The organism is Staphylococcus sp. SM3655, from assembly GCF_016917315.1.
Lineage (GTDB): Bacteria > Bacillota > Bacilli > Staphylococcales > Staphylococcaceae > Staphylococcus > Staphylococcus aureus.
Genome location: NZ_CP070305.1, coordinates 1177410 through 1201094, shown reverse-complemented (window position 1 = coordinate 1201094; position 23685 = coordinate 1177410). Strand labels below are relative to the sequence as shown.

Annotated in this window: 22 protein-coding genes, 2 pseudogenes and 1 riboswitch; of the genes and pseudogenes, 9 read left to right on the top strand and 15 right to left on the bottom strand. The window is 33.0% G+C overall.

Annotation, left to right across the window (positions count from 1 at the left end; genetic code table 11):
* Positions 1–184: 184 nt before the first annotated feature.
* Positions 185–1132: an LCP family glycopolymer transferase gene (locus tag JQN76_RS05820; RefSeq protein ID WP_000831055.1), complete on the bottom strand. Its 948-nt coding sequence runs from the start codon at positions 1130–1132 to the stop codon at positions 185–187.
* A gap of 132 nt (positions 1133–1264) precedes the next feature.
* Complete coding sequence (locus JQN76_RS05815) at positions 1265–2062, bottom strand: inositol monophosphatase family protein (protein WP_000130453.1); 798 nt, start codon at positions 2060–2062, stop codon at positions 1265–1267.
* Between the two features lie 384 nt (positions 2063–2446).
* Between JQN76_RS05815 and JQN76_RS05810 the strand changes: the two genes are divergently transcribed.
* A complete protein-coding gene (locus JQN76_RS05810; protein WP_001030125.1) occupies positions 2447–3139 on the top strand; it encodes a helix-turn-helix transcriptional regulator in 693 nt (230 codons plus the stop codon).
* Positions 3140–3335: 196 nt separating this feature from the next.
* Positions 3336–3695 (top strand): annotated as a pseudogene (locus tag JQN76_RS05805) (transposase); the annotation flags it as partial.
* Between the two features lie 90 nt (positions 3696–3785).
* Here the strand turns inward: JQN76_RS05805 and sdpB are convergent.
* Positions 3786–4523, bottom strand: a complete 738-nt coding sequence (gene sdpB, locus JQN76_RS05800; protein WP_000426696.1) for a CPBP family intramembrane glutamic endopeptidase SdpB — start codon at positions 4521–4523, stop codon at positions 3786–3788.
* Positions 4524–4571: 48 nt separating this feature from the next.
* On the opposite strand from sdpB, the gene JQN76_RS05795 reads away from it, so the two are divergent.
* Both JQN76_RS05795 and rpiRc read left to right on the top strand, forming a co-directional pair.
* Complete coding sequence (locus JQN76_RS05795) at positions 4572–4901, top strand: hypothetical protein (RefSeq protein ID WP_000606723.1); 330 nt, start codon at positions 4572–4574, stop codon at positions 4899–4901.
* Positions 4902–5345: 444 nt separating this feature from the next.
* Positions 5346–6218 (top strand): pentose phosphate pathway transcriptional regulator RpiRC, encoded by an 873-nt coding sequence (rpiRc, locus tag JQN76_RS05790; RefSeq protein ID WP_000073195.1) that lies wholly within the window; start codon positions 5346–5348, stop codon positions 6216–6218.
* 386 nt (positions 6219–6604) lie between these two features.
* On the opposite strand, the pseudogene JQN76_RS05785 reads toward rpiRc, so the two are convergent.
* Positions 6605–7698, bottom strand: a pseudogene (locus JQN76_RS05785) (amino acid permease).
* A gap of 279 nt (positions 7699–7977) precedes the next feature.
* Between JQN76_RS05785 and JQN76_RS05780 the strand changes: the two are divergent.
* The gene (locus tag JQN76_RS05780; protein WP_000917669.1) at positions 7978–8334 is read left to right on the top strand and encodes a hypothetical protein; all 357 of its coding nucleotides are present in this window, start codon (positions 7978–7980) and stop codon (positions 8332–8334) included.
* Complete coding sequence (locus JQN76_RS05775) at positions 8331–8516, top strand: hypothetical protein (protein WP_000205307.1); 186 nt, start codon at positions 8331–8333, stop codon at positions 8514–8516. Before JQN76_RS05780 ends, JQN76_RS05775 begins: the two co-directional genes overlap by 4 nt.
* A 95-nt stretch (positions 8517–8611) precedes the next feature.
* Here the strand turns inward: JQN76_RS05775 and JQN76_RS05770 are convergent, their stop codons facing one another.
* The 3 genes from JQN76_RS05770 to JQN76_RS05760 all read right to left on the bottom strand — a co-directional run bounded on the left by JQN76_RS05770 (position 8612) and on the right by JQN76_RS05760 (position 10441).
* On the bottom strand, positions 8612–8803 hold the full coding sequence (locus tag JQN76_RS05770) for a hypothetical protein (protein ID WP_000971980.1): 192 nt from the start codon (positions 8801–8803) through the stop codon (positions 8612–8614).
* 10 nt (positions 8804–8813) lie between these two features.
* Positions 8814–9449, bottom strand: coding sequence for an HAD family hydrolase (locus tag JQN76_RS05765; protein ID WP_000285450.1), 636 nt, complete (start codon positions 9447–9449; stop codon positions 8814–8816).
* A 74-nt stretch (positions 9450–9523) separates the two neighbouring features.
* Positions 9524–10441 (bottom strand): bile acid:sodium symporter family protein, encoded by a 918-nt coding sequence (locus tag JQN76_RS05760; protein ID WP_000486810.1) that lies wholly within the window; start codon positions 10439–10441, stop codon positions 9524–9526.
* 267 nt (positions 10442–10708) lie between these two features.
* Between JQN76_RS05760 and JQN76_RS05755 the strand changes: the two genes are divergently transcribed.
* Complete coding sequence (locus JQN76_RS05755; protein WP_000904065.1) at positions 10709–11239, top strand: hypothetical protein; 531 nt, start codon at positions 10709–10711, stop codon at positions 11237–11239.
* A 65-nt stretch (positions 11240–11304) separates the two neighbouring features.
* On the opposite strand, the gene JQN76_RS05750 is transcribed toward JQN76_RS05755, so the two are convergent.
* A complete protein-coding gene (locus JQN76_RS05750) occupies positions 11305–12909 on the bottom strand; it encodes an alpha-glucoside-specific PTS transporter subunit IIBC (RefSeq protein ID WP_000991494.1) in 1605 nt (534 codons plus the stop codon).
* A gap of 329 nt (positions 12910–13238) precedes the next feature.
* Between JQN76_RS05750 and JQN76_RS05745 the strand changes: the two genes are divergently transcribed.
* A complete protein-coding gene (locus JQN76_RS05745; RefSeq protein WP_000477989.1) occupies positions 13239–14003 on the top strand; it encodes a MurR/RpiR family transcriptional regulator in 765 nt (254 codons plus the stop codon).
* A gap of 57 nt (positions 14004–14060) precedes the next feature.
* Here JQN76_RS05745 and JQN76_RS05740 read toward each other — a convergent pair whose 3' ends face one another.
* The 7 genes from JQN76_RS05740 to hutU form a co-directional block, all read right to left on the bottom strand.
* On the bottom strand, positions 14061–14567 hold the full coding sequence (locus JQN76_RS05740) for an SRPBCC family protein (protein ID WP_001051556.1): 507 nt from the start codon (positions 14565–14567) through the stop codon (positions 14061–14063).
* Positions 14568–14733: 166 nt separating this feature from the next.
* Positions 14734–16047: a Na+/H+ antiporter NhaC family protein gene (locus tag JQN76_RS05735; protein WP_001836801.1), complete on the bottom strand. Its 1314-nt coding sequence runs from the start codon at positions 16045–16047 to the stop codon at positions 14734–14736.
* Positions 16048–16123: 76 nt separating this feature from the next.
* Positions 16124–16219: riboswitch (SAM riboswitch) on the bottom strand.
* 52 nt (positions 16220–16271) lie between these two features.
* Positions 16272–16841, bottom strand: a complete 570-nt coding sequence (locus JQN76_RS05730) for a hypothetical protein (protein WP_001185193.1) — start codon at positions 16839–16841, stop codon at positions 16272–16274.
* A gap of 486 nt (positions 16842–17327) precedes the next feature.
* On the bottom strand, positions 17328–18209 hold the full coding sequence (locus JQN76_RS05725) for an SDR family oxidoreductase (RefSeq protein WP_000730034.1): 882 nt from the start codon (positions 18207–18209) through the stop codon (positions 17328–17330).
* Between the two features lie 110 nt (positions 18210–18319).
* Positions 18320–19441, bottom strand: coding sequence for a M20 peptidase aminoacylase family protein (locus tag JQN76_RS05720; RefSeq protein WP_000523154.1), 1122 nt, complete (start codon positions 19439–19441; stop codon positions 18320–18322).
* A 276-nt stretch (positions 19442–19717) separates the two neighbouring features.
* Positions 19718–20956 carry an imidazolonepropionase gene (gene hutI, locus JQN76_RS05715; RefSeq protein WP_000998768.1) on the bottom strand — a complete coding sequence of 413 codons (1239 nt, stop codon included), beginning with the start codon at positions 20954–20956 and terminating at the stop codon, positions 19718–19720.
* Positions 20956–22617: a urocanate hydratase gene (hutU, locus tag JQN76_RS05710; protein ID WP_001836806.1), complete on the bottom strand. Its 1662-nt coding sequence runs from the start codon at positions 22615–22617 to the stop codon at positions 20956–20958. The genes hutI and hutU overlap by 1 nt, the downstream gene beginning before the upstream one ends.
* Positions 22618–22776: 159 nt before the next feature.
* On the opposite strand from hutU, the gene JQN76_RS05705 reads away from it, so the two are divergent.
* Positions 22777–23661 (top strand): LysR family transcriptional regulator, encoded by an 885-nt coding sequence (locus JQN76_RS05705; RefSeq protein WP_001836807.1) that lies wholly within the window; start codon positions 22777–22779, stop codon positions 23659–23661.
* Positions 23662–23685: the final 24 nt, after the last annotated feature.

The following is a 23685-nucleotide window of genomic DNA, read 5'->3' as shown; positions in this document are numbered from 1 at the left end:
AAATTAAATTTGTAATGGATTAATTTATAAAAATCAAATCAGGCATTAAATAAAATAGCCCATAAATACAAAGTGTTATCACCTTCTATTTACGGGCTATTAGTTCTATTCGTTATTCTATTTACAGATCATTCTATCTAATTAATTTGTGTACAATTTTGATAACTTATTTTCCCTTAGTTTACTACTCTAGATTATCTTTTAATAACTTAGTACTTTCAGCTTTTGACTGCTCACTAGGAATGAAGTAGTACAATCCGTCACTTTGAATGCCACCTTGACCACTCAATTGATGTTTATTAATCGTGTCATTAGCATCTTTATAATTGCTTCTAATCGTATTCAAATCACCTAATGTTAAATCTGTTTTAACATTATTTTGAATTTCATTCATTAGACTATTAAAATGTGTAATCGATGATGGGCTTGCAATCTTATTGGCCATCGCTTCAAGCACAATTTGCTGACGTTGTTGTCGACCAAAGTCACCACCAGCACCTTCTTCTTTACGACTTCTAATAAACTTCAATGCTTGATCACCATTTACATGTGTTTGCTGTCCTTTTGTAAAACGAACACCATCAACAGTGAATGTATCATTACTTACTACATCAACACCGCCGATGCTATCTATCATATTATGCAAACCATCCATATCGATTGTCGCATAATGATCAATTGGCACATTCATTAATTTTTCAAGTGATTTAACAGCCATATTTGGTCCACCATATGCATAGGCATGTGCAATTTTTTCAGTAGTACCACGGCCAACAATTTCTGCTCTTGTATCTCGCGGTATACTTACTATTTCAGTTTTCTTCGTTTTAGGGTTGATAGATAAAATCATAATACTATCACTACGCTCTCCACCACCCTTTTTCTTACGATCAGCATCTGAATCGACACCAAATAAAGCGATTGTGAATGGATCACCATCGTTTAAACTCACTTTTTTATCTCTTAATTCTGAATGATTGCGATCTAACGGATTGTGTATCTTATTACCAGTAATAAAAATTTTAGCAGCTACATACACAACAGCCACAATCGCTAAGATTACTAAAATACCGAATACCCATAAAAATATTTTTTTCGGTAGGCTCATTTTACTTTTAGACGAACGTTTCAATCCCACCACTCCTTTACTATTCCTTACATACTTTGTCTGTTTTCTCTATTTATTATATAGTAAAATAATTTTTTTACTATACTTCTGTAGACGTATAACTATTTTTTATCATTTTTTATCTCTAGAGAATATCTATCTGTATTTTTGATAACCACCATTTGCATTTAAAATTTTAAGTACCGTTTCATGACATGCTTTATTACTTATAATAAAAGGTGCACCCTTTAAATGATCAATTGCCTTACCATCTAAAGTCGTCATTTTTAGATTCAATATTTCTGCAAATAAAAACTGTGCAGCAATGTCCCAAGGTTTAGGATTTGTATTAATATGTGCCCCAAATTGACCTTTTGCCACTCGCATAGAATCTAATCCGCAAGCACCAACTAAACGATAACTAAATGAGGCGTCAAATAAATCTTGTACCGTATCCAGATTCATTACTTGTGCATTAAACGATATAATAGCGTCTTCCAATTTTAATGATGGTGGTTCTTCCATCTTAATTCCATTACAAAAAGCACCTTCTCCTCGTATTGCTTTATAAAGCTTTTTATGCGGATAATCATATACGTACGATAACATTGGTTTACCTTCATAAAAATACGCCAATATAATACAATAATCTTCTTGCTGTTTTACTAAATTGGCAGTTCCATCAATGGGATCCATAATCCATAAATGATTAATTTCATTCGTAATCATTTCATTACTTTTTTCTTCCGCTAATAGTTGGTGTTCCGGAAAATGTGTTGCTAAAAATTGTTGAAATTGTTGTTGAATCTGTTTATCTACATTTGTAACTAAATCAAATCGATGACGCTTAGTTTCTGTAGTCATTTCCATAATTAATTGCGGAATAACATTGTCTATTTGTTTCAACCACGAACATATTAACTTATCTATTTGCTGTAATGTTTTATCTGTCATTTCGTCCACCACTTCTCATATCATTATCATTTTATTATTACCCTATATTAAAAGAATCAACAATACAACTGAAGACTTCTTCATTTTATGCATAAAAAAATCGGCTAGTCACGTGCTAGCCGACAAATAGAAAGGAAAGTAAGTAATAAATATTGAAGATGTTGTGATGTAACTTGAACGATTAAAAGCTATCTGTTATATAGCTCTACCCCTTTGTTTAATCGCTCCCCCTGTTACAAGTAATATCATAGCACAATCTTTTTTAAAATGTAAGCGTTTTCCAAAAAATTTTTCCGATTTTTTTAAAAAGATATTGAAAATGTCCTCATTGTCACTCTTATGTTATACTTTGTGTAATATATCATCTTTTAGGAGGTGGCTGTCATGAATAAAGCTGAAAGGCAAAATTTAATAATTACTGCAATTCAACAAAATAAAAAAATGACCGCTTTAGAATTAGCTAAATATTGCAACGTATCCAAACGCACAATTTTAAGAGATATTGATGATTTAGAAAATCAAGGTGTTAAAATTTATGCGCATTATGGGAAAAATGGTGGTTACCAAATACAACAAGCACAATCTAAAATTGCATTAAACTTATCTGAAACACAATTATCGGCCTTATTTTTAGTGCTTAATGAAAGTCAGTCGTACTCGACATTACCATATAAAAGCGAAATCAACGCAATTATTAAACAATGTTTAAGTCTTCCACAAACACGCTTAAGAAAATTGCTTAAACGCATGGACTTTTATATTAAATTTGATGACACACAACATATGACACTCCCAATGCTGTTTTCCGACATTTTAATTTATTGTACAGAACGAAATGTGATGTTAGTAGATCATAGGGTTGATGATAATATTAAAGCCGAAAACGTTATATTTATTGGCCTTTTGTGTAAACATGGACATTGGCATGCAGTCATTTATGACATTGCTCAAGACAAAACTGCCGAACTCGAAATTGAAAATATTATAGATATTTCGTATTCATTCGGTAAGACGATTCAAACCAGAGACATATCCATTGATAACTATCATCAATTTTTAAACCCCATCGATTCCTAAAAAACAGCAGTAAGATGATTTTCAATTAGAAAATATCTTGCTGCTGTTCTCTATTTATACAATACTTCGTATTGAATGGCTTCGCTTTCCTAGGGTGCCGTCTCAGCCTTGGTCTTCGACTGGCACTGCTCCCTCAGGAGTCTCGCCATTAATACTACGTATTAACATGTAATTTTACTTTGAAATACTTAAAAAAATAAAACACTTTGCCCAACTTACACTACCAATAGAAACTGCTGTTAGAATTCCTCAAAATGATATTTCGCGATATGTTAATGAAATTGTTAAAAAGATAGCTGATAGCGAATTCGATGAATTCAGACATCATCGTGGCGCAACATCCTATCATCTAAAAATGATGTTAAAAATCACCTCATATTCATATACTCAATCTGAATTTTCTGGCCGTAGAATAGAAAAATTACTTCATAACAGTATTCGAATGATGTGGTTAGCTCAAGATCAAACACCTTCTTATAAAACTATTAATCTTTTTAGAGTGAATCCTAATACTGATGCGCTAATTGAATCTTTATTTATTCAGTTTCATAATAAAATGCATATCAAAAAAGCTGATTTCTATCAAATAATTAATAGAAATCAGCTTTTTTCATTGCCTAAAAACTTAATGTCCCGACCTCTTTATCTACGCATAAATACTTATTACTGATATAACGAAAGAAACAAAATTATTTGCTATATGTAATGCAATTGTTGAACCTAGGTTTCTTCCAGATTTTAAATAAGTGAAAACTAATATGATGGATAGTATGAGATATGGACCAAACTCAAACGGCGACTTTGCATCAGTCACATGAATAAATGCAAATAAGAACACCGAAACAATACTCATAGCTATAAAATTAAACTTCTTACCTAATTCTCCAATTAAAATATGTCTAAATACGATTTCTTCAACTATTGGACCTACAATCACAATTAATAAGAATGCTACAGGTAAAAATGCAGGCACTTCAAACATTTTATTTAGCTCAAGTTCATTGGCTGTTTCACTATATTGCAAATGTTTAGGTAGAAACTGTGTCATATATTCATATGTATAAATTAAGATGAGAGCAATAATATACGTTATTGACAATCTAAGCCAATATTTTTTGATATACGCAAAACCAGCTCGAAGCCTTGATGGCATCACTTTTAAATGAAATAAATAAAATGCGCCAATCCCAATCGTATATGCTAAAGCTTGTGTGATAGTCGCTACAAATATCAGATTACTATCGATTTCATAATAACCAAACAAAATTGGTCCTATGTAAGCTGCAATTGTGAGTGCATAAAATATAACACCTATAATTGGAATTATAAGCAAATCTCTCCATGCTATATCTTTAAACGTGTATTTCTTTTTTTCATTTTCCACTGTTATATCCTTTCCTGTTTAATAATTGATTTTTGGAGGTACTTCTACATGATAAACGAAACTAAGTATATGAGACAACAAATTACTAATTTGATTCAAATCATTGATACGATTAAATATAATACCTTAATGACAGATTGGAACATTCAAACGCATATTTATAAATTTAACCAAATAGTTACTAATGAATTGAATAAGTTCAAAGGCTTTGAAACATTATATATAATAAACGAAAATCAAGTTTCCTATTATGAAATTATAACACTACTTAATAAACGTCCCCTCCGACAAGTCGACTATGGTAACAAAATTCAATATCTTAATTTTTATCATACACAACTATCTAACGCATTATTTGCAATTAAATTTGCCCATTAACCTATTTTTCATAAAATGTCATTTAAACAAGTTATTTATTAAAATTCACTTTATTACATAAATTATACAATTAAAAAGTTTCTTCAAATTGTAAAGATGCATTAATCGAGTTATAATCATAATGATTAAGATGGTAGATTTAGTCTTATATAACTACATTTACTAAGATTTAAATAGATGAGTACATAATGTATAAATTGGGAATATACAGTATGACTTACGGTAATATATCAATATATTGATATATTATTTGCACATGGGAGTATGCTATTTTTTATCTATACATCTTAAAAATATTTACAGTTTTATAATTCAATATCATTAAACAAACAACATATTCAGCTTATTTTTCATTCTCTTACGTTACAAGTTGTAAATACCATCGCGTTAAACAACAATAGCCAACGCTAATAAAATATATTGCGTTAAAGTGGAGTGATTAATATGTCAAACGTACTAACAGAAATAGATAGTCAATATCCATATATGACTAAAAATGAAAAAAAGATAGCTAAATTTATACTAAATTCACCTCAAAAGGTGATTAAAATGAGGTCTCAAGACTTAGCAAGCTTATTAGATATTAGTACATCATCAGTCATTCGATTCAGCAAGAAAATTACTGATGGCGGTTTTCACGACTTGAAAATAAATATATCTAAATATGTTCCTAAAGCATCATCAATTTACAATGTTGAATTAATGAATAACGAAAGCACAGAATCTTTAAGAACTAAACTCCATACACGTACTACACGCGCACTTAATCATGCTAATAACGAATTAAATGATAAAACTATTGATCAAATATGTCATTGTTTAAAACGTTCTGAGACGATTTTTATATATGGTTTTGGCGCATCTTTTGTAGTTGCTACCGACTTATACCAAAAGTTATCAAGAATAGGTCTTAATATTCAACTTGTTCAAGAAACACATATTTTTGCAACATTATTAGCAACTCACAATTCGAACGACAGTGTTATTCTTATTACTAACAATGGTACGCAAAGTGAAATGCAATCAATGGTTAAAGTTATTGATGACTACCATATACCTATAATTACAATTACTAGTACAAGGGATAATCCCGTAGCACAGGCATCAAATATTGTTTTAACTTATGGGAAAACTGATGAAAATGAGATGCATATGGGAGCAACAACTTCATTATTTGCTCAAATGTTCACTATTGATATTTTATATTATCGTTATGTTGCATTAAATTATCACGCATCATTAGATTTCATAACACAATCTAAAATGGCTTTAGATAACTATCGTAAACATTTATCAAATATTAACTTTAAACATTAACAGTCTTATATAAATTTTTTAATCATGTCATATAATAATTTATGCATCATTTTCAAAGCTTACATGTCTTTTATCTTGTATAACATACGCATATGACCAATGATTTGATAAGGCCATTCTATTTCTTATATTAAAAACAAACGCAGTTGATTAACGGATTCATTCCATATATCAATTGCGTTTGTTATTTTTATAATGCTATTTTTTATTTTAAAGCCCACAGTAAAAACTAACGATAATATTGCCACTTATAAGTTTCTCACACTACAACTTCGATTTAAGCTATATTTATAAAAAAATGCGCCTACTCATAACATTCTTTGGCTATTTAACTTTAATAAGCTAGGGCCAAGTTTGTCATAAAATAAGCGCACATTATAATCATACTATTTTGCTTTTACATTATTTTTATTATATCTAATAAAATAATAAATCGTTACAATCGTTAAGAAGATGACACCAATAAGCACTGATATTCTAGTTTCAACATTAAATACCATACCGACTAATACTAATATTAAGAATAATATTGTTAAGTAGTTACTTACTGCGCCACCAGGCATTTTGAATGGGTGACCTTCCACTTCTTCAGGGTGTAATTTTCTAAAACGTAAGTGACTGAATAAAATCATAAACCAAGGGATCATACCTGGTAAAATAGACGCACTATATACGTATACGAAAATACTCTTCGCTCCATCGATATATAAAGGTAAAATTACATTTAATAAAGCACCAATTAAAATACCAAGAGATACTGCAACAACAGTGTACAATGGCACACCATTTCTCATGATTTTAGTAAATATTTTCGGCATTTCACCTTTATGAGCAAGTGTATAAATCATACGACTCGCACTGAAAATACCTGAGTTACATCCTGACATTGCTGCAGTTAATACAACAAAGTTAATTAATCCAGCTGCAAATGTAATACCGATTTTAGCAAATGTTGCAACAAACGGACTTCCAATGTCGCCTAATTGATTCCAAGGATACACTGAAACAATAACAAAAATAGCACCTAAATAGAAAATTAAAATTCTCCAAACGCTTTTACCGAGAATAAATTCGCTGCCATTAATAATAAAATAGCAATAACACCAGGAATCCAAGTTGGCAATTCCGGGAACCAAAACTTCATATATTCTCCTACTGCGATGACCTCACTCATACCAACTACAATCCATTGGAATATATTACTCCATGCTGTCATATAACCTGCTGCAGGATGTATATAATCACTTGCAAATGTTGCAAATGATCCTGTTGTAGGGTTTAAATAAATCATTTCCCCCATTGCTCTCATGATTAAAAATAAAAAGATACCCGCAATTAAATATGCAAGGATAACTGATGGGCCTGTCCATTTAATTGTACTTGTCGCACCCATGAAAAGCCCCACGCCAATCGTACCACCAAGTGCAATCATTTGAATTTGACGGGCACTCAATCCCCTTTGTAGTTCATTGTTCTCCATAACTTCTTACCCCATCTCTGATTGATACTAAATAAATCCATAAAAAAACTTATTGCCGTAATTATACTATAAATTATCGATTTTGGTACATTAATATTTGCATACCATGCAATCGTTTACAGAACTACTATAGCAGACTTTCGCAACTTTGCAAACAATTATTTTGTGATTTTTCTAAAAAATTAAAAAAGTTGTCCGTGAACCGTTGAGTCACATACAACTTCAGCTATTCTCGGTAATTATGATATAATTTTAATAATATTAAAAAGGAGTATATCAATGTTAAAACAAATACTGCCACGTGCTACAAAAATATCGATACTCTTTGCTGTAGCATTTTTCATCATAAATTATATCGGTATGGAAAAACCTGACATCCTATATTTAGTTGGAAGAACTATTATTGCAACACTTGCTTTCATACTCATTTGTCTTACATTATTTACTATTATTAATTCTCCAGAGCGCAAGATTAAACTCGGTACGACTTTACCGATTGCATTAATTATTGGTATCATTTTCGGCGCCATATTTTTAACGGTACAAATCGGTGTCATCACTGGGTTAATCATCGGTGTGATTGCTACGTTTATTTGGGAATTGATTGAAAAAAATAAAGGAGGTCGTTCATCATGACAACAGCATTAATTGGTGTAATTGTATTAATCTTACTAATTATTAGCTTTGTGCCAAACTACCGTGCTATGAAATCAGCAAAAGAACAAGGAAGTAATGCAACAAGAGCTACAATTATGGTAGGCATAGATATTATCTTAATTGTACTTATCATCGTGACGTTATTATTAAAATATATGTAACTATTTAAACCACCCTATCTCATACATAAACATGAACGTTCTACCATTTCACATACATATGGTCGTCCATTTAATGAGGTAAGGTGGTTTTCTCGTTAAAGTTTACCTTGTAATAGTAAAAAATAGCCAATTGTTGCGAGTATTAAGTAAATCATTGAACCAACAACAAAAGATCTTACTTGCACGCGAAATGGTGTCTGTTTGTTAAATATAGGACCAATCACCAAATTTCCAACGCCTAAAATTACTGGACCAGCTAGAAAAAACAATATAATGTAACCCATCATGATACGCCTCCTATTTCGTAAAGAAACGCGCTACAATTTGATCGTAATCAATATCTTTTGCTACATAATCTACATTAGAAAAGTCCTGTGCGCTTGTCATTTTATTCGTATTAACAATAACATCTAATCCAGCTGCAATCGCGGCTGTTGCACCATTTACAGAATCTTCAATAGCCAAACATTGTGTCGGCATATAATTTAATTGTTGTACTGCAGATAAATATAATTCAGGATCAGGTTTAACTTGTTCAACATCTTCTCTACCAACAACTACCTCTATATAATCATCTAGACCTAATGCTTTAAAGGTAGGCATTATTTCCGCTTTCACACTACTTGTGGCAATCGCCATAGGAATGTGACGTTGCTTTAAAAATGCCATCAATGATTTAATCGTATCAATCATCGGTAATGTTGTACTAGTAAGATGATGTTCTTCATAAAGTTTATCTTTATTTTCCGAACCAATCGCTTTAATTAAATGGTCATGCAAATCTGTAGCTGCTCCTCCAATAGAAGAACGATAAAAATCAATGCTTATAGGATCGGCATTATGCATCTCTAAATGTTTATTAATAACATTAAATAAATGTTGTTCCGTATCTATTATTGTTCCATCGAAATCAAATATAACTGCTCTATACATATATTTACTCCTCTATTTTTTCTCTTTATCAAAGCTTAACACAGTCCGATGACCACTTCATTCTATTAGTGCAATTATAACTTTTTTGACCAATACTTTGCTAAAATAGGCCCTGTTATATTATGAATGAAACTAAACACTGCGCCTGGTACTGCTGCAATTGGATTAAAATGCAATGCTGCTAATGACACAGCTAAACCAGAGTTCTGCATTCCAACTTCAATACTGACTGCTTTTTGATCTTGTCGATCTAATTTTAAAAGACGAGCTAACCAATATCCAATCGTATATCCTAATACGTTATGTAAAATAACTACTAAAAATATTAATAATCCTGTAGTTAAGATTTGGTGCTTACTGCCACCTACAACTATTGCTAAAATTAATGAAATAGCAACAACTGATATAATCGGCAAAGCTGTAGAAGCTTTTTCAGCAATTTTACGATTAATAATTTGCAAAACAATACCTAAAGCAATTGGAATTAATACAACTTGAACAACTGACCACAACATACTCAGGAAAGATACTTCCAACCATTCATTTGCAAATAGATATATTAACGCAGGTGTAACGAATGGCGCTAGCAACGTAGAGACCGTCGTAATAGAAACAGAAAGTGCTACGTTAGCTTTGGCTAAATAACTCATTACATTACTTGATGTCCCACCCGGACAACATCCAACTAATATTACGCCAACAGCAATATCAGGTGGTAAATGAAAAGACTTTGCAATTATAAATGCTAATGTGGGCATAATACTGAATTGTAGACAGACACCAATAATTACTGCTCTAGGTGCTTTAAAGACCATTTTGAAATCATTAGGTGTAATTGTTAATCCCATACCTAACATAACAATACCAAGTAAATAAGGTACCCATTTACCTAATGTCGCAACATGTTGTGGGAAAATAAATCCAATAACAGCTGCTACTAACATCCATACCAAAAAACTCTTCGTGGCAAATATACTCAATTTTTGAAACATTGTTAACACATCCTCGTCGATAATATTGAAAAATATTACCATAAGACCAGTAAGGTTACAATTACTTTTCTGAAAATTAAGATTATTTAGTCGTTCTCTTCTTATTGCAAATATTTTATCACTGATAAACAATTATTTTAAACTTCATTCAAAAGTCTTAGTGAATAAAGAAAAAAAGCGTGGTAAAATCAACTTGAACAAAATTAAGTCACCTTTATAAATATTAAACGTGTATTTAATGCCATGTATTCCTCGGGAGGTCCTCACATGTTAATTGATAAATTCGAAACATACATCATCAACATCGCCGGTTTAAATGACCGTACTACTAGAAAAAAATTAAGTAAGTTATGCAAAAGTGTACAATTTTGTGATGCGTTGCAATTCTCAATAAACAAACAGTTTAATCAATATGTATTAGAAATTAGCTTACCAAAGCAACAACTTCCATACTTCATTTCATTTTTAAGTTTTCATCAGTATAGTATTTTCCAAGTACTTTCACCAAAGAAAATAAATGAATTACTTGATTCTGATAATTTATATCAATCTGCAAAGCGTTTCGATATCAATATTGATGGCTTGCAAGATGCTTTCATTAAAGACAAAGTCATCGATATTATGAATATGTTCCAAAATCACACTGATATCACTTATACGTTGAATAAGTCTCATGCACATATTATATGTACGCCAGAAATATTTGCTAAATTGTTACATACGATTGCAACTAGAAATATCGACATTCTATCTGCCAATTATAGATCGTCATCTATGAGCAAAGCTCGTATATCATAATAAAAGACACATCTATACGATGATCATTTACAATGATTGCGTATAGTGATGTGTCTTTTTTTGTATTATTTATCTTCGGACGATTGATCCTCAACCATTTGTTCAAATGCTTCACGAACTTGTGGTACTGTCATACCTACTACAACTTGGATACTCTTACCACTCTTTACTAATCCGTGTGCCATTTGTTGATGCGTGAAATATTCCGTATCCGCAACTTTACTTTCATCATAAACAGTTAAGCGTAATCTTGTTGTACAGTTAGTAACATCTTTGATATTTTCTTTGCCGCCTAAACCGTCTAGGTAATATGCAGCTTTGTCTTCGTATTCATTACCAGTTGAAGCACGTTTAGAATCTACGCTATCACCTTTTTTATTTTTGTAATCTTGCTTAGAAAATAATTTAACTTCCTCTTCTGTTTTCTTACGTCCAGGTAATGGAATATCAAATTTCAAAATTAAGAATCTGAATAAGAAGAAGTAAATCGCTACAAATATCAGACCGATAATAACTTGTGCAACATAAGTACCCCAATGTTCTTTACCTAATGGCAACCAGTTTGTTGAAATAAAGTCTAACAAGCCACCACCCATGTTACCTACAACACCAAATGCGTACATTAAAGTATCCATTGATGCTGCTAAAACTGCGTGTAAAACAAATAAGTATGGTGCGATGAATAAGAATGTAAATTCTAATGGCTCAGTAATACCTACAACGACTGCTGTTAATGTTGCAGGAATAAGTAATGCTGCTACTTTTTTACGATTTTCTTTAGGTGTCGTAGCATACATTGCTAAAGCAATACCTAAACATCCAAATACTTTCCCATTTCCTTGAAGCATAAAGCCATAAGGGAATTGCTCTTTTAATGGCTTAGCACTCTTAGCAAACTCATTTAAATGTTGTAACCATTCAGCTTTCAAGCCGTGATTGACTACTACTGGTCCAACTTCAATTGGTGCATAAATAAAGTGATGTAATCCTGTTGGTATTAATACACGTTCTAAGAAGTGGTACAGCCAAACACCGATATAGCCTGAAGCGATGATAAAGTGTTGCATTGAACCAATACCGTGCTGAACAGTTGGCCAAATAACACAAGTAATTGCTGCTAATGGTAACATCACAAAAAATGAAATCGTAACTACAAATGTTAAACCTTGGAATACACCAACCATTTCTGGTAATCGTTTACTATAGTATCTATTGTGAATCCAAGTAATAATAGCTGAAATAATAATACCACCTAGAATATTCGTATCCAATGTGGCAATACCTGCAATTGATTTTAAACCAGGTACATTTTCAACGCCTTTTTCTAAATTAGCGCCAAACGTATGTGGCCATTGCGTTAAAATGGCATTTATAAATGTATTAAACATTAAGTAACCCATCAATGCTGCAAGTGCTGCATGACCTGGTGCTTTTTTAGCTAAAGAAAGTGGTAGACCTACAACAAATACAACTTCCATATGCGTAAAAATAACCCAGCCACCAGATTCTATTACTGACCAAAATTTAAACCAAAACGTATGTTGATCTGCTAAACTCCCCATGATTGTAGGATTTTTAAATAATGTCGCAAAGCCAAGCACTATCCCAAAGAAAGCGAACATTAATACCGGTACAATCATTGCACTACCGAAACGCTTTATCGCATTCATCTTCTATTCCCTCCATATCATCTTTCCTAACAATACATCTAATTAGATTCATTTATAAATAGATGTCTTACTATTTAAATATAATATATAGTAAACGCTTACACACCTACAACGACATTGACGTATTTTGAAAGTATTTTGTATAATCAGATTATCTTTTCATATAGTGAAAATTTTTTCACGACCTTATATATGACATCGTTGTATTTGTAATACATTCGTTTTAAACGCATAATCAAACCTATATCAATACACAAATATATATAATGACATACAAGATTTTAATGTAATAACGATCTATCACACATTTATTTTCAAGGAGGTTGAATATGTTTTTAGATGAACACATTAATCGAAACTTTGATAAACTTAATGATAATGATTTACATATCGCTCACTTTATCAATACACATATAGATGAATGTAAAAATATGAAAATACAAGATTTAGCGCAATTCACACATGCCTCGAATGCAACCATTCACAGATTTACACGCAAATTAGGTTTTGACGGTTATAGTGATTTTAAATCGTACCTTAAATTTGAAAGTAATAAGACACACCAATTACCTTCTAACTCTATCGATAGTTTCAAACAAGAAATCGATAGTACATTCAGTTATTTAGAACGCGTTGATTACCAGCTTCTTACTGAAAAAATGCATACAGCTTCAACAATATATTTGTATGGTACAGGGCGTGCACAGTTAAACGTTGCTTCAGAGGCACAGCGTATACTGTTAACGTTACATAATCATGTCATTGTACTTCATGATGAACATGAACTTAAAATGATTTTGAACAAGAGTGAACCTAATGATTTATTCTTTATTATTTCATTATCAGGTGAAACACATGAATTATTAGAAGTAACAAACTTGCTTCAACTTAGACAAAAATACTTTATTTCTGTTACTACAATGAAAGATAATACCCTTGCTCAAAAAGCAAATTACAACGTCTATGTATCCAGTAACACATTCTACTTAACTGATGGTACAGACTATTCTAGCTTCATCAGTTATCATATATTCTTTGAAACACTTGTAAGAAAATATAATGAGTATTTACTACATAATGATATTTCAAATTAGAAAAAAGGAAGTTATGATTTAATGGCCTTGAGCCTATCATAACTTCCTTTTATCATTTTATTGTTGTGTTGATGTTTCGATAACGTGGTACATCTTATCAAACATCAATTCGAAACCATGCACCATGGCATCATGATATTCTTTTTTCTTTTGCTTGTATTCTAAATTAGTAAATCGTCTTTCTTTTTCAACTAATGAACGATAATAAAATAGCATTTGGGTGCCACCTGTTTCACGTTCAAAAAATTCTACCTCAATGACATCTTGTGTTTCACTTAGTCCAGGCATACCGATAGTCATCTTAACGTATTCATCCATAACTAAAGATTCATAAATGCCTTCAATCACATTTACTTTGCCATTACGTTGTTGATCTACAATACGATATTTACCGCCTTCTTTAACGTCCGCTTCAATCTCTTTATTCGTTCTGGCTGATGTCATAAACCATTGTTTCAACAAATCTTTCTTTGTCCAAGCTTCGTATACTAACTCTGGAGAAAATTTATAAAGCTTTTCAATTTCAACTTCGACATGTTCATTCTCTACATTAAATTTTGCCACTGTTGTCCACCCACTTTCGCTCTTACTTTTATTTTAACGTATTTTTGCTCAGTTCCAAACATAGATGATCATCATTTTTAAAAGATTAGCGTTATACGGTGAGTACAACATGATCTGTTAATATAACAAGCCACCTTACTTGGCTACATCGATATATTGTTAAGCATTAATGTTTCATTTCTTGACTAGTGTTCTTTTTTAGCTTTGGAAAATTAAATAAAATCGCAATAAGTCCGCATACACCTAATAATATAGGATAAATGCTGTATGGGAATAACATTAACGGTGAAATACCAGCTACACCAGCCGCTGAAATGACTTGCGGGCTATATGGTAATAAACCTTGGAAGCAGCCTCCAAATATATCAAGAATACTTGCTGATTTCCTTGAATCTACATCATATTCATCTGCAATATTTTTAGCTAAAGGACCTGACATAATAATAGAGATGGTGTTGTTTGCCGTGGCAATATCTGCGACACTTACCAAACTCGCAATTCCTAATTCTGCGCCACGCTTTGATTTCACTTTAGAGCGAACAAATTGCAACAACCATTCAATACCACCATTGTGTTGAATAATACCGACTAAACCACCAATTAGCAACGCAATCATAGCAATATCTTCCATGCTTATAATACCTTTGGACACTGCATCTAGTAGCCCCATCCAACCGAATGAACCATCTATGAGACCAATGATTCCGGCTAATAATGTTCCGCCAATCAATACGATAATGACATTTACACCTAATAATGCTAATACCAATACTAAAATATACGGTACAACTTTAATTAGATTATAATCATAGCTTTTAGCATGATTTAAAGAAATGCCATTCGTTAAGAAATACAGAATAATAATCGTTAAAATAGCACCTGGCAATACAATTTTAAAGTTTACTCTGAATTTATCTTTCATTTTCGTATGTTGTGTTCTAACCGCAGCAATTGTTGTATCTGAAATCATTGATAGATTATCGCCGAACATTGCACCTCCAACAACTGTAGCCATTGCTAGCGCAGTTGGTACATCTGTCGCTTGTGCAAATCCGTAACCAACAGGTGCTATTGCAGCAACAGTCCCTACTGACGTCCCCATAGATATAGAAACAAACATACAAATCACAAACAATCCTACAATAATTAAATTTTCTGGGATTAATGATAGTCCTAAATTAACTATCGACTTTACGCCACCCATTTTTTCAGCTGTATTTGAAAATGCACCTGCTAAAATAAAAATCAACATCATTAAAATAATGTTTGAATGGCCTGCACCTTTCGTGAAGACCTCAACTTTTTTAGCAAATGATTCTTTTCGATTCATTAATAACGCCACAATTACCGTTATCGTAATTGCAACATTTAATGGCATTGAAGTAAAATCACCTGTGATAATACCTACGCCTAAAAACAACGCCACAAATAATAACAAGGGGAATAATGCCCAAGCATTGCTCTTTTTATGTACTTCCATCCTTTTTACCTGCTTTCCAATTAAAAATACCTCTTTCTCACAAACGATGAAGAAAGAGGTTTTCATGTGCTTTACCTGCTTATCTTCAAACCATTACGGTTACTGGAATTGGCACATTCGAGATGTTGCCGAGGCTTCATAGGGCCAGTCCCTCCACCTCTCTAGATAAGTGATGCTTATTTACGTTTACGTTACAAGATAATCCTTAGTACGTCAATCATAAATTAATCAGGAGTCGTATAATATTTTTCATAAACAATCATTGCTACTGTAATAATAATCAAAACAATAATGCTAATAACAAGTAAAAGCCACCATTTAAGCATTAATGCAATAAAAATGAACACGATAGACACACTTACTAATATTAATGATATGACTTTAAATTGCTGAACACGTTGCTTGGAGATGACTTTCAACTGTTTGTTTGATAGACGCGTATTTTTTATACTGATTCCCAGTATATTTTCTAATATTTGAACCAATACGATACTTATTGCAAATATAATAATTGGTAAAACATCATAGCTCCCTATAGTTAATGTATAAATTACAAATCCAATGTAAAGTAACCCTGAGACAAAGGATAAAAAGTATGCGACGTATTTGTTAAACTTAATGATATGCTTTTTAACGTTTTGATGTGTAAACCATACATTCGAAACGATCGCAACTGCTACAAATAATGTGAATACTATATATAATGGTAATTTTTGTTCAGGAAAAACAGTCGCTATTCCAAAAGCTAATGCTAAAATCAAAAATAATATAGCTCTAGATACTATTAATGCCATAATAACAACCCCTTTGTTTAATATCGAGTTTGCAAATTTACGTTTATCAGCGTTTCTATGATCAGTACTTCTACGGGTAGCGTTTCTATGTAATTTACATCATCTTAACATATAAATACTTCGCTATTTAATTGAAAACATATCCTATTATTCTTTGTCCGTTCTGACGTTTAATATCTAGCCTTAGGCATTTCACTTGTTAATGAATTTAACTTTCTTCCACTAACCGTCCCTAAACCCAATCCCGCAACATTTTTTAATTTTTTCGTTGTTGTCCTGACATCCTCATTAAGAAAGTTTATTCTGCTTAAACCTTATAATCCACACCCTGAGCAAACGCTCCTTATGACAGAGTATTAAAATAAGCCGATAAAGATACACACCTTTACCGACTATTTAAAATACACTTCACCAATTCATTTTAATTTAATGGATTGAAGTAACTAAATTAATATTATGTTGTTCAATTAAAAGCTTCATACAACCCTAATCTATTTGCACTCCACCGCTAACACCGAACACTTGTCCAGTTGTATAACTTGATTCTTCTGACGCTAATAGCACATAAGTTCCACATAACTCAACAGGTTGACCTGCACGACCTAAAGGTGTTTTTTGACCAAATGTTGGGATTTTACTTTGAGGTTGTCCACCAGAAATTTGTAATGGTGACCAGAATGGACCAGGCGCTACACAGTTCACTCTAATTCCTTTTGGTCCTAATTCTTCTGAAAAACTTTTAGTTAATGAAATAATTGCTGCTTTTGAAGCGGCATAATCATGAAGAATAGGACTAGGATTATAACCTTGTACAGATGATGTCGTTGTAATTGACGCACCCGGTTTTAAATATTCCAATGCTTTTTGAACTGTCCAAAATAGCGGATAGACATTCGTTTCAAATGTTTCTGTAAATGCCTCAGTTGTAAATCCATGAATATCATCATGATACTGTTGATGTCCAGCAACTAAAGTAACATTATCTAAGCCACCTAATTGTTGATATGCTTGTTCAACAAGGTCATAGTTGAACTGCTCATCTCTTATATCACCAGGAATTAACACTGCCTTTTGACCACTTTCTTCAATCACTTGGCGTACTTCTTGTGCATCTTGTTCTTCACTCGGAAGATAGTTAATCGCTACATCTGCACCTTCTTTAGCATACGCAATTGCTGCTGCACGCCCTATTGCTGAGTCACCACCTGTAACTAACATTTTATAGCCTTGTAAGCGTTGATGACCTTGGTAAGACGTTTCGCCACAATCAGGTGCTGGCGTCATTTCAGATTGTATACCCGGTACCTCTTGTTCTTGTTTTTCATAATCCGTTGTTTTAAATTTTGTTCTAGGATCTTGAGCTGCCATTTTTTAACATCTCCTTATTCGCTTAATGGTTATTATTTACCCAATCTTCCTAGGAACTTAATCATGATTACACTAAAAATTACTTTCTTCTTTATAAAAACAAGCTCGAATTACTCATGCAATAGTCTTTTTACAAATTCAACAAAATACTCAGGTACTTTTTCAAGAATCCTTTCATCCGGTTTATATTGAGGATGATGTAAATCATATTCACTATGAGAACCAATTAACGCAAATACACTTGGAAAATGTTGACTATAACCTGAAAAATCTTCTCCAATCGTAAGCGGCTGTTCCATCATTTCCACCTTATATCCAACATGTTGGGCTACTGCAATTGCTTTATGCGTCAATGCCTCATCATTCATCACAGCGCCAGGTAAATGTGTATAATTTAAATTAATTTTCATATTATATATTTGAGCCAATCCGTCCGCAATATCTTGTAATCGTGTTTCTACAAGCTTTCGTACCACAGGATCAAAACTACGCACTGTGCCTTGTACATACGCATGATCAGCAATGACATTCCAAGTATTACCACATGATATTTGTCCAATTGTTACTACCGCTTCATCAAACGCAGATAGATTTCTACTAACTATGGATTGAATACTATTAATCAATTGCGCCAACACAATAACTGGATCGTTGCATTGTTCTGGCTTTGCAGCATGACCACCCACGCCTTTAATATGAAACTCAAAACGATCTACTGCTGATGTAATTGCCCCTGTTTTGATTGCAAATGTACCTACCGAACGCGATGGGTCATTATGAAAACCCAATACTGCTTGTACATCTTTTAATGCATGTGTTTCAATAATTTTAAAAGCGCCATGTCCTAGTTCTTCTGCTGGTTGAAAAATGAATTTAACACGCCCAGTAAGAGTGCCCTCAATTTCTTTTAATTTTACAGCTGTAGCCAAAATACTAGCCATGTGAATATCATGACCACACGCATGCATAACACCTTCATTTTCAGATTTAAAATCCTGTTCAACAAGCTCTTGAATCGGTAAAGCATCAATGTCAGCCCGAACAGCTATACCACTCAGACCTTGTCCCACTTCAGCAACAAGCCCAGTCGCAAGTGGTAAGTCTAAAATTCTAATATGATGTTCTGTTAAAATATCTTTAATTTTTTGTGTTGTCTTAAATTCTTTATCGGATAGTTCTGGAAATTGATGAAAATATCTTCTCCAGGTAACAGCTTGATCTTTTAATCCCATCGGTCATTCCCCTTCCTTAAGTCAATGATATGTTGTCTACCCTACGATGATCATCTTTGACTATTAAACGATGATTTCACAACAATGTACTCTTGTTAATTGCTTTCGTTAATGATAGACAGTTGTTTAATAATATCGTAACACTGTTGTCAAACTATTCTAACTTTTATAATTAAGAACCTATACAAAAACGTGTTCTCGGATAAACTTGTTTTTACAAACCACAAAAAGCTCTAAACATTAGTTTAAACCAATGCTTAGAGCTTTCTAATTATTTTATGCTTTAAAAGATAATGTGTTATCTACGATGACCTTACCGTCTTTAATAACTTTTTCTGCGTGATTGATACCAAAATGATATGGAATATATTCATGATTTGGTGCATCCCAAATAACTAAATTTGCTTTGTCGCCTTGGTTGATAGTACCCGCTTCTATATCTATTGCTTTAGCAGCGTTGACCGTAACAGCATTCCACACTTCACTAGGCGAAAGCTTTAATTTTAATGCTGCAATGGCCATAACAAGTTGCAAGTTATTCGTTACACTGCTGCCTGGATTATAATCAGTAGCTAACGCGATGGCACCATTATTATCAAGCATACCTCTCGCATCTGCATAATCTTCTTTACCTAAGTAAAATGTTGTCGCAGGTAATAGAACTGCAACTGTATCACTATTTCTCAATTTTTCTTTACCTTTGTCACTCGAAGCTACTAAGTGATCAGCTGATATCGCTTGTTCATCAATTGCTAATTCCAGTCCGCCTAACGGATCAATTTCATCCGCATGTATTTTCACTTTAAAACCTGCTTCTTTGGCTTTTTGCATATAATGTTGCGATTGTTCTATTGTAAATACACCTGTTTCACAGAAAATATCCGCAAAGTCTGCATATTGTTTTACTTCCGGAAGTAACGCAATCATTTCTTCTAAAAATGCCTCATTTGAACTTGCCTCTTTAGGTACAGCATGAGGCCCTAGGAAAGTATGTTTCATGTCTAAATCATATTTCTCAGCTAAACGATTAGACACTTTCAATTGCTTCAGTTCATTTTCTCTATCTAATCCATAACCACTCTTACTTTCAACTGCAAGCACGCCGTGTTTAATCATAGTAAGCAAATCATGCTCTGCTTTTTTAAACAAGTCATCTTCGGATGTTTCTCTAGTAGCATTAACGGTAGATAATATGCCACCACCCATTTCTAATATTTCAAGGTAAGACTTACCTTGACGTTTTAATGACATCTCATGTTCTCGAGATCCACCAAATGTTAAATGGGTATGTGCATCTACTAATGCTGGGGACACTACCTTCCCACTAGCATCAATCGTCTCAGTCGCATCGTAGTCATCTGTATGTGTTCCAGCATATACAATTTTGCCATCTTTAATGACAACTGTACCATTTTTCACAACATTTAATTCATCTAATTCCTTACCCTTCAAAGGTTTATCTGTTGATCTCGGTAAAATTAATTCTGCTATATGATTAATTATTAAATCATTCATTACTTATCACCTGCTTTATCAATCATTGGAATATGAATACCTTTTTCTTTAGCTGTTTGAATAGCGATGTCATAGCCAGCATCAACATGTCGGGCAACACCCATACCTGGGTCAGTCGTCAATACACGTTCCAATCTTCTTTCAGCACGCTCTGATCCATCTGCTACAACAACCATACCCGCATGAAGTGAATATCCCATGCCAACACCGCCACCGTGATGGAATGAAATCCATGAACCACCTGCAGCTGTGTTAATGAGTGCATTCAATACAGCCCAATCACCAACCGCGTCACTACCATCTTTCATACTTTCTGTTTCACGGTTAGGACTAGCAACTGAACCAGCATCTAAATGGTCTCGTCCAATAACAATTGGTGCTGAAATTTCACCGTCACGTACAAGACGATTTAAAGCTAAGCCCATTTTCGCTCTTTCTCCATAGCCTAACCAAGCAATACGTGATGGTAGTCCTTGATATGAAATTTTTTCTTCAGCTAAATCAAGCCATCTTAATAACTTTTCATTTTCTGGGAAAAGTTTGCGCATTTCTTCATCCGCACGCTCGATATCTTTTGGATCACCACTCAACGCAGCAAAGCGGAATGGCCCTTTACCTTCACAGAATAATGGTCTAATGTAAGCTGGTACAAAGCCTGGGAAGTCAAAAGCATTTTTCACTCCGTTATTGAAGGCTACTTGACGAATATTGTTACCATAATCAAATGCTACAGCTCCACGTTTTTGGAATTCAAGCATTAATTCAACATGCTTTGCCATTGAAGCTTGTGACAGTTCAACATATTTTTTCGGATCTTTTTCACGCAATACTTTCGCTTCTTCTACAGAGTATCCTTGTGGCACATATCCATTTAGCGGATCATGTGCACTTGTTTGGTCAGTAATAATGTCAATTTTAAATCCTTTTTCTAGAATCGCTTGATGGATGTCTACAGCATTTCCAACTAACCCGATTGATAATCCTTCTCCACGTTCTTTCGCCTCTTCTGCTAATTTTAATGCTTCATCTAAATCAGCTGTTTTAACATCACAGTATTTCGTATCAATTCGCTTATCAACACGTGTTTCATCAACATCCACGCAAATTGCTACCCCATGATTCATAGTAATTGCTAACGGTTGCGCACCACCCATACCACCTAAACCTGCTGTCAGTGTAACAGTGCCTGCTAAATCTCCATTAAAGTGTTGATTACCTAGCTCGGCAAATGTCTCATAAGTACCTTGCACAATACCTTGAGAACCAATATATATCCAACTACCGGCTGTCATCTGTCCATACATGATTAAACCTTTTTTATCTAATTCATTAAAATGATCCCAGTTTGCCCATTCAGGCACTAATACTGAATTTGAAATTAATACACGTGGCGCTTCTTCATGTGTTTTAAATACAGCAACTGGCTTTCCTGATTGTACTAACATTGTCTCATCTGATTCTAATTCTCGTAACGTTTTCTCTATTGCTTCAAAAGCTTCCCAATTACGTGCTGCTTTTCCAATACCACCATAAACAACTAAATCTTCTGGTCTTTCAGCAACTTCTGGGTCTAAATTGTTGTATAACATTCTAAGTACTGCTTCTTGTTCCCAACCTTTACACTCAATACTCACACCTTTTTTTGCTTGAATTTTTCTCATAAAATTCGCTCCTGTTCTTTTAAGAAGTTAATTCCACTAAATTTAAAACGCTTATATTATTATCTTCAATATTCATTATAGTATGTTAAAATATAGCCAACAAATATAAATAAACTAATTATCCATAGCTTGAATCTATAAATAAAAGGAGCAAAACACATGAAAATTATTCAGTTAGAATACTTCTTGGCTATCGTGAAATATAATAGTTTTACTAAAGCTGCACAATTTTTACATATTAGCCAGCCATCTTTAACTGCTACGATTAAAAAAATGGAAGCAGATTTAGGTTATGACTTATTTACACGTTCAACAAAAGACATCAAGATTACCGAAAAAGGAATACAGTTTTATCGTTATGCGAGCGAATTAGTTCAACAATATCGATCCACGATGGAAAAAATGTATGATTTAAGCGTTACATCAGAACCAAGGATAAAAATTGGGACTCTTGAATCTACGAATCAATGGATTGCGAATTTAATTCGAAAGCACCATTCCGACTACCCTGAACAGCAATATCGTTTATATGAAATACATGACAAACATCAATCTATAGAGCAATTACTGAATTTTAATATTCATTTAGCTATAACAAATGAAAAAATAACCCACGAAGATATAAGATCTATTCCATTATATGAGGAATCTTACATTTTATTAGCACCCAAGGAAACATTTAAAAATCAAAATTGGGTAGATGTTGAAAATTTGTCACTCATATTACCAAACAAAAATTCTCAAGTGCGCAAACACTTAGATGACTATTTTAATAGAAGAAATATTCGTCCAAATGTCGTTGTAGAAACAGATCGATTCGAATCAGCAGTTGGATTTGTTCATCTCGGCTTAGGTTACGCTATCATTCCGAGATTTTATTACCAATCATTTCACACGTCTAATTTAGAATATAAAAAAATTCGTCCAAACTTAGGCCGAAAAATTTATATCAATTACCATAAAAAACGCAAACACTCCGAACAAGTACATACATTCGTACAACAATGCCAAGATTATTTATATGGACTTTTAGAGGCTCTTTAACTTAAGTTATTAGAGCCTCTTATG

Coding starts and splice junctions, on each gene's coding strand:
- JQN76_RS05730 (WP_001185193.1), bottom strand. CDS start 16,841: ATGGCATTAATAGTATCTAGAGCTATATTATTTTTGATTTTAGCATTA.
- JQN76_RS05720 (WP_000523154.1), bottom strand. CDS start 19,441: ATGGGATTAAAAGATCAAGCTGTTACCTGGAGAAGATATTTTCATCAA.
- JQN76_RS05765 (WP_000285450.1), bottom strand. CDS start 9,449: ATGTATAGAGCAGTTATATTTGATTTCGATGGAACAATAATAGATACG.
- JQN76_RS05750 (WP_000991494.1), bottom strand. CDS start 12,909: ATGAATGCGATAAAGCGTTTCGGTAGTGCAATGATTGTACCGGTATTA.
- hutU (WP_001836806.1), bottom strand. CDS start 22,617: ATGAGAAAAATTCAAGCAAAAAAAGGTGTGAGTATTGAGTGTAAAGGT.
- rpiRc (WP_000073195.1), top strand. CDS start 5,346: ATGTCAAACGTACTAACAGAAATAGATAGTCAATATCCATATATGACT.
- JQN76_RS05725 (WP_000730034.1), bottom strand. CDS start 18,209: ATGGCAGCTCAAGATCCTAGAACAAAATTTAAAACAACGGATTATGAA.
- hutI (WP_000998768.1), bottom strand. CDS start 20,956: ATGAATGATTTAATAATTAATCATATAGCAGAATTAATTTTACCGAGA.
- JQN76_RS05755 (WP_000904065.1), top strand. CDS start 10,709: ATGTTAATTGATAAATTCGAAACATACATCATCAACATCGCCGGTTTA.
- JQN76_RS05745 (WP_000477989.1), top strand. CDS start 13,239: ATGTTTTTAGATGAACACATTAATCGAAACTTTGATAAACTTAATGAT.
- JQN76_RS05780 (WP_000917669.1), top strand. CDS start 7,978: ATGTTAAAACAAATACTGCCACGTGCTACAAAAATATCGATACTCTTT.
- JQN76_RS05735 (WP_001836801.1), bottom strand. CDS start 16,047: ATGGAAGTACATAAAAAGAGCAATGCTTGGGCATTATTCCCCTTGTTA.
- JQN76_RS05815 (WP_000130453.1), bottom strand. CDS start 2,062: ATGACAGATAAAACATTACAGCAAATAGATAAGTTAATATGTTCGTGG.
- JQN76_RS05795 (WP_000606723.1), top strand. CDS start 4,572: ATGATAAACGAAACTAAGTATATGAGACAACAAATTACTAATTTGATT.
- JQN76_RS05770 (WP_000971980.1), bottom strand. CDS start 8,803: ATGATGGGTTACATTATATTGTTTTTTCTAGCTGGTCCAGTAATTTTA.
- JQN76_RS05760 (WP_000486810.1), bottom strand. CDS start 10,441: ATGTTTCAAAAATTGAGTATATTTGCCACGAAGAGTTTTTTGGTATGG.
- JQN76_RS05705 (WP_001836807.1), top strand. CDS start 22,777: ATGAAAATTATTCAGTTAGAATACTTCTTGGCTATCGTGAAATATAAT.
- JQN76_RS05775 (WP_000205307.1), top strand. CDS start 8,331: ATGACAACAGCATTAATTGGTGTAATTGTATTAATCTTACTAATTATT.
- JQN76_RS05810 (WP_001030125.1), top strand. CDS start 2,447: ATGAATAAAGCTGAAAGGCAAAATTTAATAATTACTGCAATTCAACAA.